General features: G+C 51.3%; 10 protein-coding genes. All 10 read left to right on the top strand.

The annotated features are described in order from the left end of the window. Window positions 1-18 precede the first annotated feature (18 nt). Window positions 19-1,221, top strand: a complete 1,203-nt coding sequence (gene nagA / locus ETC02_RS06715; RefSeq protein WP_050367484.1) for an N-acetylglucosamine-6-phosphate deacetylase — start codon at window positions 19-21, stop codon at window positions 1,219-1,221. Next, window positions 1,212-1,973 carry a glucosamine-6-phosphate deaminase gene (gene nagB / locus ETC02_RS06710; RefSeq protein ID WP_050367483.1) on the top strand — a complete coding sequence of 254 codons (762 nt, stop codon included), beginning with the start codon at window positions 1,212-1,214 and terminating at the stop codon, window positions 1,971-1,973. Before nagA ends, nagB begins: the two co-directional genes overlap by 10 nt. Then, window positions 1,970-2,698: a GntR family transcriptional regulator gene (locus tag ETC02_RS06705; protein WP_050367482.1), complete on the top strand. Its 729-nt coding sequence runs from the start codon at window positions 1,970-1,972 to the stop codon at window positions 2,696-2,698. The genes nagB and ETC02_RS06705 overlap by 4 nt, the downstream gene beginning before the upstream one ends. A gap of 20 nt (window positions 2,699-2,718) precedes the next feature. Then, window positions 2,719-4,083, top strand: coding sequence for an N-acetylglucosamine-specific PTS transporter subunit IIBC (gene nagE, locus ETC02_RS06700; protein WP_063210908.1), 1,365 nt, complete (start codon window positions 2,719-2,721; stop codon window positions 4,081-4,083). 49 nt (window positions 4,084-4,132) lie between these two features. Next, window positions 4,133-5,050 carry a DUF7916 family protein gene (locus ETC02_RS06695; RefSeq protein WP_050367481.1) on the top strand — a complete coding sequence of 306 codons (918 nt, stop codon included), beginning with the start codon at window positions 4,133-4,135 and terminating at the stop codon, window positions 5,048-5,050. Window positions 5,051-5,276: 226 nt separating this feature from the next. After that, window positions 5,277-6,026 carry a sensor histidine kinase gene (locus ETC02_RS06690; RefSeq protein ID WP_012820711.1) on the top strand — a complete coding sequence of 250 codons (750 nt, stop codon included), beginning with the start codon at window positions 5,277-5,279 and terminating at the stop codon, window positions 6,024-6,026. 3 nt (window positions 6,027-6,029) lie between these two features. Beyond that, on the top strand, window positions 6,030-6,731 hold the full coding sequence (locus ETC02_RS06685; RefSeq protein WP_011231754.1) for a response regulator transcription factor: 702 nt from the start codon (window positions 6,030-6,032) through the stop codon (window positions 6,729-6,731). Beyond that, window positions 6,731-8,020 (top strand): hypothetical protein, encoded by a 1,290-nt coding sequence (locus ETC02_RS06680; RefSeq protein ID WP_063210890.1) that lies wholly within the window; start codon window positions 6,731-6,733, stop codon window positions 8,018-8,020. The genes ETC02_RS06685 and ETC02_RS06680 overlap by 1 nt, the downstream gene beginning before the upstream one ends. An 81-nt stretch (window positions 8,021-8,101) precedes the next feature. After that, on the top strand, window positions 8,102-9,007 hold the full coding sequence (locus ETC02_RS06675) for an acetamidase/formamidase family protein (RefSeq protein WP_041470264.1): 906 nt from the start codon (window positions 8,102-8,104) through the stop codon (window positions 9,005-9,007). A gap of 13 nt (window positions 9,008-9,020) precedes the next feature. Further along, window positions 9,021-10,385 (top strand): APC family permease, encoded by a 1,365-nt coding sequence (locus ETC02_RS06670; protein ID WP_014196229.1) that lies wholly within the window; start codon window positions 9,021-9,023, stop codon window positions 10,383-10,385. The last annotated feature ends 918 nt before the right edge of the window (window positions 10,386-11,303 follow it).

Below are 11,303 nucleotides of genomic sequence, written 5' to 3'. Positions count from 1 at the left end.
AGAAAGTGGGGAATCGCGATGAAGCGGTGGATATTGAAAAATGCCGCGGTGTATGCAGAAACAGGAAACATTGAACAAGGGTATGTGCTGATCGAAGGGGAAAAAGTGGCCGCGATCGGGCCGATGTCGTCGTGCCCAACTGATGCAGGGGCGGAAGTGATCGAGCTTTCCTCACGGTTTTCCATCGTGCCGGGATTCATCGATGTCCATATTCATGGGGCGGCTGGGGCGGATGTCATGGATGCGACCCCGGAGGCGCTTTACAAGATGGCCAACGCCTTGCCGGCGGAAGGGACGACGAGCTTTTTGGCGACGACGATGACAGCGCCAAGCGAACAAATCGAAGCCGCGCTTCGCAACGTCGCTCGCTATATGGCGGAGGCGAACAGGCCGGGAGCGGCCGAAGTGCTCGGTGTTCATCTGGAAGGACCGTTTTTGTCGCCGAAGCGCGCCGGGGCGCAGCACCCGCGCCATCTCGCCGATCCGGACATCTCACTGTTCCAGCACTGGCAAAAGGCGGCGGGCGGCCATATCCGCCTTGTCACGCTTGCCCCGGAGCGGAACGGGGGGCTGGAACTTGCCTCCTACTTGAAACAGACGGGTGTGATCGCTTCGATCGGCCATTCCGATGCCGTTTACGACGAAGTAAAAGCGGCGGTCCATGCAGGGGTGACGCATGCGACCCACCTGTTCAATGGGATGCGCGGCATCCATCACCGTGAACCGGGTGTCGCCGGTGCGGTGCTTATGTTTGAAGAAGTGATGTGCGAGCTGATCGCCGATGGGCTGCACGTCGCGCCGCCGATGGTCCGCTTCGCTTACCGGAATAAAGGAAGCGATGGGCTCATATTAATCACCGATGCCATGCGGGCGAAATGTCTAGGTGATGGGCGATATGAACTTGGCGGCCAAGAGGTGACTGTTCGGGGCCAAGAGGCGCGGCTTGCCGATGGCACGCTGGCGGGAAGCGTGCTCAAGCTTGGCGAGGCCATCCGCCGTGTGCTCGATTATACTGGCTGCACGCTTGAAGAGGTGATCCGCATGGCGAGCTGGAATCCGGCGAAACAGCTTGGCGTGCTTGATCGGAAAGGCAGCTTGCGGCCCGGCAAAGACGCCGATGTCGTCGTGTTGAATGAACGATATGAAGTCATGATGACGTTTTGCCGTGGCGCCCTTGCCTATCGCAAGCAGGATGAAAGGGGTGAAGAGCGATGGCTTTGAAGCTTTTGAAAGCTGCTGACTACGCAGAGATGAGCCGCCAAGCGGCGGACATCATCATCAAACAAGTCAAGGAAAAGCCGAACGCCGTTCTCGGCTTGGCGACCGGCTCGACGATGCTCGGCGTGTACCGCGAATTGGCCGCCGATCATCGGCAGCATGGGACATCGTATCGGCTTGTGCGCACGGTCAATTTGGATGAGTATGTCGGCCTTGGTCCGGATCATCCGAACAGCTATCGCCATTATATGAATGAGCATTTGTTTTCAAAGCTTGACATCCCGCTTCACGAGACGCATGTGCCGAACGGCTTGGCCGCTGATCTTGACGAAGAATGCCGCCGCTACGAACGGCTCATCGATGAAGTGGGCGGCATCGATTTGCAGCTCTTGGGCATCGGCCGCAACGGCCATATCGGGTTCAACGAGCCTGGGACGCCGTTTTCGACAGCCACCCACGTCGTCGAGCTGACCGAGTTGACACGGGAAGCGAACGCCCGCTTTTTCCCATCGCTTGATGACGTGCCGCGCCGTGCCATTACGATGGGGATTGCGACCATTTTGCGCAGCCGCCGCCTCGTGCTGTTGGCGTCGGGACGAGAAAAAGCAGAGGCCATGGCTCGGCTTTTAGAGGGCGTTGTCACCCCGGACTTGCCGGCTTCCGCGCTTCACCTTCATCCGGACGTGACGATCATCGCCGACCGGGAGGCGCTCTCGCTCATTCCGAAGGAAAAGCGGCGGGTGGATGCGCCATGATCGATAAACAATCGCCGATTCCGATTTACTATCAGCTCGAGCAATATATGAAAGAAAAGATCGAAAAAGGGGAGTGGCAGCCGGGCGAGATGATCCCGTCTGAGCGCGAGTTGGCGGAAATGTATGACATCAGCCGGATGACCGTTCGGCAGGCGGTCAACAATTTAGTGAACGATGGCTATCTCATCCGCCGGCGCGGGAAAGGAACATTTGTCGCCGCCCAAAAAATCGAGCAGCCGTTGAAAGGACTGACGAGCTTTTCCGAAGATATGCGGGCGCGCGGCATGGAGCCGGACACCATCGTTCTTGGCTTTGAAACGGTGCCGGCTTCCGGGAAACTGGCCGAATGGCTCGCTGTTAAGGAAGGGGACGCTCTTTACGAAATTCGCCGCCTCCGTTTAGCCGACGGTTCGCCGATGGCGCTGGAGACGCTCTACATTCCCGTCCATCTTGTTCCCGGGCTGACGCGTGATGTTGTAAGCGGTTCCGTCTATGAATTTATCGAAAAAGAAAAAGGGATGATCATCGGCTCCGCTGTTCAAACATTGGAAGCATCTGTCGCCCGCAAGGTGGAGGCGGAGCATCTGAAGATGAAAGAAGGGGCTCCGGTGTTGCTGCTTGAGCGCCGCACGCAACTTGTCGACGGCCGGCCGCTCGAAGTCGTCAAATCGGTGTACCGCGGCGATCGGTACAAATTCATCGTTGAAATGGAACGGCGAAAATAAAAAGGGAGGAATGAATGGTTATGTTAGGATTTTTGCAGCGTCTCGGAAAAGCGTTAATGCTGCCGATTGCTGTTTTGCCGGCGGCTGGATTGTTGCTTCGGCTCGGCCAGCCGGACTTATTAGATATTCCATTTATCGCTGCTGCAGGTGATGCGGTGTTTTCCAACTTGGCGTTGATTTTCGCCATCGGCGTCGCCATCGGCTTTTCAAAGGACGGCAACGGCGCCGCCGCACTCGCTGGGGCGATCGGCTATTTTGTTTTGACGAAAGGCGCTGCCGCGATTGATAAAGACATCAACATGTCTGTATTAGGCGGCATGATCTCCGGGGTGATCGCCGGGCTTTTATACAACCGTTATCATGATATCAAGTTGCCCGACTGGCTCGGCTTTTTCGGCGGCCGGCGGTTTGTGCCGATCGTGACATCGCTTGTTATGCTCGTGCTTGCTCTCGTTTTCGGCTACATTTGGCCGCCGATTCAAGACGGCATTAATGCGGTCGGCCATTGGATCGTTGGCGCCGGTGCTGTTGGCGTCGGCATTTTTGGATTCTTAAACCGGCTGCTGATTCCGGTCGGATTGCACCATGTGTTAAACAGTTTTGTCTGGTTTGTCTTTGGCGAATATAACGGCAAAACTGGCGATTTAAGCCGCTTTTTCGCCGGTGACCCGGATGCGGGCATTTTTATGGCCGGCTTCTTCCCGGTGATGATGTTCGGTCTCCCGGCGGCAGCGCTGGCGATGATCGCCGCGGCGAAAAAAGAGCGGCGCAAAGCGGTCGCGGGCGCGCTCCTTGGCGTGGCGTTGACGTCATTTTTAACCGGGATTACGGAGCCAATTGAATTTTTGTTTATGTTTTTATCGCCGCTCTTGTACGTCGTTCATGCCGTGTTGACCGGCTTGTCGCTCGCGGTGGCGACGGCGCTTGATATCCATCACGGGTTTACGTTCTCAGCCGGTGCGATTGACTTTTTCTTAAACTACGGCATTGCGCAAAAACCGTATTTGTTGATTGTTCAAGGATTCATCTATGCCGTGATCTATTTCGTTGTCTTCTATTTCTTGATTACGAAGCTGGATTTAAAAACACCGGGGCGTGAAGACGACGTAGAAGGCGAGTTTACCGACAGCGGTGCCGCGCAGTCGGGCGTCAAATATGAGGACCTTGCTGCAAAATATATCGAGGCGTTAGGAGGAAAAGATAATCTCGCGCAAATTGACAATTGTGTCACACGCTTGCGCCTAAAAGTGAAAGACATGTCAAAAGTCAACGAAGCAGAATTGAAACGTTTGGGAGCGAAAGGCGTGCTTCGCCTCAACCAAACGGATTTGCAAGTGGTCGTTGGCACGGATGTCGAATTTCTGGCCAACGCTATGAGAAAATAAGGAACAACGAAGCCGTTCTTTTAAGGGACGCCAGAAAGGGGGAGCTCCGGTGAAGCGGCTGTTGGATTGCAACGCCTCCGATTTTCGTCGGATGACAGGAAAACAGTTAAAACAATCGATTCAAGCGTCAGAAGGCAGGGTGATCGTCGCGGAAGTCGTCGGGGAATTTGCGCCGCTGTATCCGGCGGTCACCAACGCCGAACTGGCCACGGCGTTTGGGGCGGATTTGTTGCTGTTGAATTGGTTCGATGTGTTCCGGCCGGTTGTGAACGGGTTGGACACGAACGAACCGAATCAAATGGTGGAACGGTTAAAGCAGTTGACAGGGCGCCCGGTTGGCGTCAATTTGGAGCCGGTTGACCCAAATGCAAAACAGCTTGAGGAGCTTGCGACGCCGCCAAAAGGGAGAATGGCAACGGCCGAGTCGCTGCAACAAGCAAAACAGCTAGGATTTGATTTTGTTTGCCTAACCGGAAACCCGAAAACAGGCGTGACGAATGATGAGATTGTGAAAGCCATCGAAACGGCGCGGTCCATTTTAGGCGAGGATGCTCTCGTGATGGCTGGGAAAATGCACGCGGCAGGCGTTGCCGATGAAGCGGGAAGCGGGATCGTATCGGAAGAAGTGGTGGTGCGTTTCATTCACGCTGGTGCGGATGTCGTTTTGATGCCGGCTCCTGGAACGGTGCCGGGGGTGACATTAGACAAGACAGAGAAGCTTGTTCAGGTGGCGCATGAACATGGGGCGCTTGCGATGCTGACGATCGGCACAAGCCAAGAAGGAGCTGACGAGAGTACGATTCGTCAAATCGCGCTTGCAAGCAAAATGGCTGGGGCGGATCTACATCATATCGGCGACGCTGGCTATCATGGCATCGCTGTTCCAGAGAATATTATGGCGTATTCGATCGCCATTCGCGGCAGACGCCATACGTATATTCGCATGGCAAGATCGCCGTTGAGATAAAGTGGAATATGATCAGTCGGTCCCAAAAGCATTCGCTTTTGGGGCGTTTTTTTGCCGGGAGAGGATAGGATGGGAGCTAAGATGATGGAAAAATAAGTTTGCGGATGTGGGAAACATTTGCCTTGTACCGCCGCCTCTATTTATTTTGTGATCAAATGAAAGAACAAATTTGTGATAAAATGAAAAAACAAATGGGAAAGCATTGCGAGTGGCGGGGAGAATATTGATGATTGCCGAGCCATTATTTCATCTCATTCTCATTTTCAGCGTATTGTTGCCGCTTGTATCGTTGACAGTGTTGGCGCTGTTGGGGGTAGCAGAAAAAGAAGTGGATTATTGGCAGTTGGAACATGCGCGCCTTCGATTGGAAAAAGAACTTCAAGAAAGCAAGTATATGCAGCTCCATCAACAAATCCGACCGCATTTCTTTTTCAATGCGTTGAACGCTTTCTTATCCTTGGCGCGCTTAGGAAAAAATGAAGAAATGATTCGGGGAATGGAGCATTTTGCGCTGTTTTTGCGTGATAGCTATGAGACGAAACAGCCGCTTATTCCGTTCAAACAAGAATGGGCGCATACAAGCAACTATCTAGCGGTGCAGCAACTTCGCTTCGGTTCACGGCTGTCGGTGTCGGTGCAAATGGATCCGGATGGAGAGCGTGCGCTCATTCCTTCTTATACGTTGCAAACGCTGGTGGAAAACGCATTCAAACATGGCCTTGAGAAAAAAGCGGGTGAAAAATGTTTGGCGATCGATTTTCGACGCCAAGGCAACTGGGTATATTTGCGCGTCTGCGATAATGGCAATGAAGGGAAGGAGTTATCCATCGCGAATGGAGGTGTCGGCTTGGATAATTTGCGCAAGCGGTTTGCTCTTTTGTTTGATTTGCCAACTCAGCTCGTGTTGCAAAAAGATGAGCGCGGGTGGACAGAGGCGCTTGTCGTTTGGCCGTATGTTCCAGGGGATGAGGGATAAACGATGAAGGTGTTGATTGTCGATGATGAATATTTAGAATTGGAACAACTCACGTATTTGGTGAAGCGGAAATATCCGCATTGGGAAGTATGGCCGGCGGAGGATGCCGCAGAGGCGAAACGGTTGGCCGCATCCCATCGCTTCCGGCTGGCGCTGATCGATATCCACCTTCCTGGACAGTCCGGGTTGGATTTGGCCTATGAGCTCAAACAAAAACAGCCCGATCTAGCCTTGATCATTATCACAGCCTACCAAGATTTTGCTTATGCCAAACGGGCGATTCAGCTTGAAGTGCTCGACTACTTGGTGAAGCCGCTCATCGAGAGCGAGTTTGATCAAGCGCTGTCGAAATTTGAACAAAAGCATCCGGAAGCGCTCGTCTCGTCCCCGCTCATCCGCGCGGCGCTCGAATATGTGCACTGTCATTATGCGCAAAAAATCAGCTTAACCGAGGTAGCCGCTGCCGTGCATGTACATCCAGCCTATTTGAGCAGGCTGTTTGTTGAGGAGATCGGCATCCATTTTAAGGATTACGTCAATCGATATCGGATTGAAAAGGCGAAAGAGCTGTTGACCAAAAAGCCGGATTGGTCCATGGCACGCATTGCTGAGGAGACAGGATTTTCTAGTCAACATCATTTCAGTCATTTGTTTCGAAAATATGTCGGCATCCCGCCTACGAAGTATAAGGAGACCAATGGATAATGGACTGGTATATGCTTTTATTCATGGCATGCGTACTGCTGCTTGCTGCTGTGCCGCATATTGGTCGCCGCAGTTTTATCGGAGCGGAGGCGCTTGGATTAAGCAAGGGGGTCAATGCTCTGTTACTGCGTTTTGCATCCGGGGAGCTGCTGTTGTTTGGATGCTATGCTTTTATTCATGGCGGAGTGGCGGCGGGGGTGGTGACGGCTATGGCGGTATGGGCCGCCGTTTTTGTGCTTTGGCGTTCAGCAGCGGCCGTGCGCTATCGTTCCCTAACAAAGGAAGGGGATCGCTGGCCGGACTGCTGTTTTACGGCGCGGGCTTTGTTTTTCTTTCGGTTTTTTGTTCGCCTTCTTTCGATCGGCCGGCTGCTTACCGTTGTCGTGTTATGTGCCTATTTGTTGCAGCAACTCTTTCGTTTTTCTCCGACTTTTTTATTCATTTGGTTCGTCTATGTGTACGTGTTTACCGTGCTCGCCGGTTGGTTGGGGATGCGGAAAATCGGAACGGTTCTGCTATACATTGTTTATATAGTGATGGGAATGGTTCCGTTTGCCTATTATCTAACGGGTGGTGTGGCGCGGCAATATGAGATGATTGTACGCACTGTCCCAGCTTCCCTCGATGTGAACATGGTTTCGTTGTTCGTGTTATTTTGGGCTGTGCTGGCGGCGGCTGCCGGGCAATGGTTGGCCGACGAGTATGTATGGGATATTGCATCAATATTGAAAAAAGAACGCGTTGCGCTGACGTTTTCTATGGCCGCGTTTTGCCTTGCTCCGCTTCCGTTGGCCGTCGCAGCCTTATGCGTCCCGTATGCGGCGGCCGCTTCGACTGCCGCCATACTGAAACGGTGGCTGCTTCATTCTTCTGTCTTGATTGCTTGGCCGCTTACTATTGCCTTTCTGGCGGCGTTGTCACTTAGCTTATCCCTTTCCTTGCATTCCGTTGTGCAAATTTTTTGGCACAGGTGGAGCAGGCATCTCTCATGGACATATGTCATCTCTTTTTTGCTTGTACTAGCCCTCTTTTTTATTGCTCCTCTTCTTCCGATGCGGATGGTCATGTTTTCGACCGCCTTGCTTGCCTCCTCGTGTTTTGGGTTGGCTGCTTTACGGACAGGAGAGAAACCGATGGGGGTTATAGGCATGATCGGATGGGTATGTTTGTTTGTGATCGCCTGGCGATGGGGAATGCGCCATAACGTGCTGGAGGCCATAGCATGGAATGGGATTGGCGGTTTCTTGTTTACTCAGATTTATCGATTAATTCAAAAAATAAAGAAGTAACAAAAATGAATCAAAAAAATGCAAAACAGTTTGTTTGCTCCCTGTTATAATGAGACAAAAACGAAAGGGAGGAAAGCGGACATGTCATTTGTTCCATGCACAACGGCCATTTATTCATTTAGCAAAAACCACCAACCGGTTCGAACAGTCCAGTCAGGGGAAACGTTTGTCATCGAAACGTACGACTGTTTCCAAAATCAAATTACTTCAAGCGAAACGCCGTTTGACTCGATCGATTGGAATCATATCAATCCGGCGACCGGACCGATCTATATTGAAGGGGCGGAACCCGGTGACATTTTAGCGGTAAAAATTGAACAGATTCGCCTCAAAGGACAGGGGGTCATGGCTGTCGGACCAGGGCTCGGGGTGCTTGGAGACCGGATTCCGCAGTTTGAGGCAAAAATGATTCCAGTAGAAGAAAACCGGGCTATATTTGACGAGCATCTTTCTATTCCATTAAATCCAATGATTGGCGTCATCGGGGTAGCGCCGAGCGGTGAGGATGTGTCGTGCGGGACGCCCGGGCCGCATGGAGGCAATATGGATACAAAGCTCATTACAACAGGAGCAACCGTTTATTTTCCTGTATTTGTAAAAGGTGCATTGTTTGCATTGGGTGACTTGCATGCGGCGATGGGGGACGGCGAAATCGGTGTGTCGGGCATTGAAATCCCGGGGGAAGTGACGGTCACCGTCCGGGTGATGAAAGGATATTCGCTCAACCATCCACTGTTGCAAAACGATGATGGCATTGCGACGATCGTCTCGGCCAAAACGTTGGATGAAGCGGTCAAACAGTCGGTTGAGGAAATGGTTGATTTGCTGTTGCCGCATACTCCGTTGACGCTGAACCATTTGACGATGGTGCTCAGCGCTGCCGGTCAGACACAAATCAGCCAAGTCGTTGACCCGCTCGTCACGGCGCGTTTCTTTGTACCGCGATTTGTGCTTGAAGCGTATGGCATCCGCCTATTTGAGGATTGAGGAGGGAACGGCGATGGCGCAACTTGAAACGAACACATCGGTTGAGTCGCTCGGTTATAAACAGGAATTAAAACGGTCGCTCACATTTGTTGATTTGTTGATTTACGGAATGGTGTTCATGGTGCCGATCGCTCCTTTCGGCATTTACGGGTATGTAGCGCAAGGGTCAAAAGGGATGGTCGCCTTAGCATACTTAATCGGAATGGTGGGGATGATTTTCACCGCCTTGAGCTACGCTAGAATGGCCGAAGCGTTTCCAATCGCTGGTTCGGTGTATTCTTACGCCCAGCGGGGAATGAATGAATATGTCGGTTTTATGGCAGGCTGGGTCATTTTGCTTGATTACATTTTCGTTCCGGCTCTTCTCTATTTGGTCAGCGCTGCTGCCTTAGCCGATATTGTGCCGCAAGTGCCGATTTCCGTGTGGCTCATTCTGTTCATTGGCATGAATACGATCATTAATATTCTTGGAATCGAGATGACGGCCAAAGCGAACAAAGTGATTGTTGTTTTAGAGCTCATCGTCCTTGCAGTGTTTGTGATCACAGGAATGATTGCGATTATAAAAGGCGTCAATGGAGCGCAGTTTACGTTCAAACCGTTGTACGATCCGAACCATTTCAGCATGGGGACGGTGATGGGGGCGGTGTCGGTGGCCGTCTTGAGCTTCCTTGGTTTTGATGCGGTGTCGACGCTGGCTGAGGAAACAAGGGACGGGAAATCATCGATCGGCAAAGCGATCATTTTCGCTTTGCTCGTTGTCGGTGCGCTTTTCATCGTGCAAACATGGGTCGCTGCTCTCATTTGGCCTGATTATACGACGTTTAAAAATGCGGACGTGGCGTTTTATCAGATTGCGGAGCTGGCAGGCGGACCATGGTTAAAATGGACAACGATCGTCGCTACCGCGCTTTCGTGGGGGATCGCAAACGCGCTCGTCGCCCAGGCAGCCATCTCTCGCATTTTGTACAGCATGGGTCGCGACCGTAAACTGCCCAGTGTGCTGGCTAAAGTGCATCCGAAATTTCAAACGCCATACGTCAGCACATTGCTTGTAGCTGTGATTTCGCTCATTGTCACGACGGTGTTCGCCTCACAAATTGATAAACTCGCTTCGCTTGTCAACTTTGGCGCCCTGACGGCTTTCCTCTTTTTGCATGTATCAGTGATGAACTATTTCTTGCGCAAACAAAAGAGTAACGATTATATCAATCATCTCTTGTTTCCGCTCATCGGTTTTGTTATCATCGGCTATGTATGGATGAACCTGGACCCGCTCAGCAAAAAGCTCGGATTGATTTGGATCGCGATTGGACTCGTTTACCTGATCTTTTTGCGGCTCACGAACAAAGACTCCCGTCTAAGCGGGGAACTGTAGTCGCTTGTAAGGCCTGACGCCGTCATAAAAGGCGTTGGGTCTTTGATTTTTAGAGGCGATGAAACGTTTTTCCGATCTCGACGTATTACATAGACTCCCATGACAAAAAAATTTCGTCACCATCGGAAGGATGAAAACAACCTTCTGTCGAATGGTCTCCTTGCAGCTGGGGTCATGAGGTCGTTGTATCTATGGTACGTAAAAGTCCGATATATAGACGGACCCCAGTAGTCTGGTGCACTACGGAATGTCGCTCCCTTGAGGGAAGCACGCAGGATAGAATGCTTGAACAAAGGCTACTGCACCAGCTGTTTTCGTCTTTGCCGGTCATTGCATCCGACTGTCGAGTGACCGAACAACACCGCTTTCAGCCCCATGTATGGGTCTGAGAAGCGGGTGGTTGTTCAGTCGTCCGTCATGCCTTGGCGTGACGGAGGCAAGCAAAGGCTTGCCCTCGACAGTCGAAAAATCGATAAGAGGCTTTTCTGTCAAAGATATGTTAAACGTTTTGGTTGCACCTATATAAGTGTTTTAAGACACAGAAGGAATATTAAAATATAGGTATAGAAAGGGTTGAGGAATTTGAAGATTAAAGATGTATTTGGGGATTTGCCTACACTTACTACTGAACGTTTAATATTAAGAAAATTAACGTTAGATGATGCATATGATTTATCTTAATTAGGCGAGAAGACTCCCACTTCAACGAAGCGAAGCGGAGTAAGTGGGAGATGAATCGCCTTAACTATATTTTGCTGAAAATTAGGATAGATTCAGTAAAATATAGTATAATATAGTTAGATGGGAGGTGAAAAAATGTATTTTTGTATCAAACAACAGCTAAATGGTTTGACCAAAGAAGAATACTTGACTCTTCGAGAACTGTGCCATATTGCCAAGAACATGTACAACGTCGGA

Origin of the sequence: Geobacillus sp. DSP4a (assembly GCF_013096875.1) — a bacterium.
GTDB classification, from domain to species: Bacteria; Bacillota; Bacilli; order Bacillales; family Anoxybacillaceae; genus Geobacillus; species Geobacillus thermophilus.
The sequence above is the reverse complement of the archived record's forward strand: the minus strand, read 5'-3'. Positions and strand labels throughout refer to the sequence as shown.

Excerpts from the sequence above, each read along its gene's own strand:
- ETC02_RS06690 (WP_012820711.1), top strand. The coding sequence starts at position 5,277 with ATGATTGCCGAGCCATTATTTCATCTCATTCTCATTTTCAGCGTATTG.
- ETC02_RS06675 (WP_041470264.1), top strand. The coding sequence starts at position 8,102 with ATGTCATTTGTTCCATGCACAACGGCCATTTATTCATTTAGCAAAAAC.
- ETC02_RS06685 (WP_011231754.1), top strand. The coding sequence starts at position 6,030 with ATGAAGGTGTTGATTGTCGATGATGAATATTTAGAATTGGAACAACTC.
- ETC02_RS06680 (WP_063210890.1), top strand. The coding sequence starts at position 6,731 with ATGGACTGGTATATGCTTTTATTCATGGCATGCGTACTGCTGCTTGCT.
- ETC02_RS06670 (WP_014196229.1), top strand. The coding sequence starts at position 9,021 with ATGGCGCAACTTGAAACGAACACATCGGTTGAGTCGCTCGGTTATAAA.
- nagB (WP_050367483.1), top strand. The coding sequence starts at position 1,212 with ATGGCTTTGAAGCTTTTGAAAGCTGCTGACTACGCAGAGATGAGCCGC.
- ETC02_RS06705 (WP_050367482.1), top strand. The coding sequence starts at position 1,970 with ATGATCGATAAACAATCGCCGATTCCGATTTACTATCAGCTCGAGCAA.
- nagA (WP_050367484.1), top strand. The coding sequence starts at position 19 with ATGAAGCGGTGGATATTGAAAAATGCCGCGGTGTATGCAGAAACAGGA.
- nagE (WP_063210908.1), top strand. The coding sequence starts at position 2,719 with ATGTTAGGATTTTTGCAGCGTCTCGGAAAAGCGTTAATGCTGCCGATT.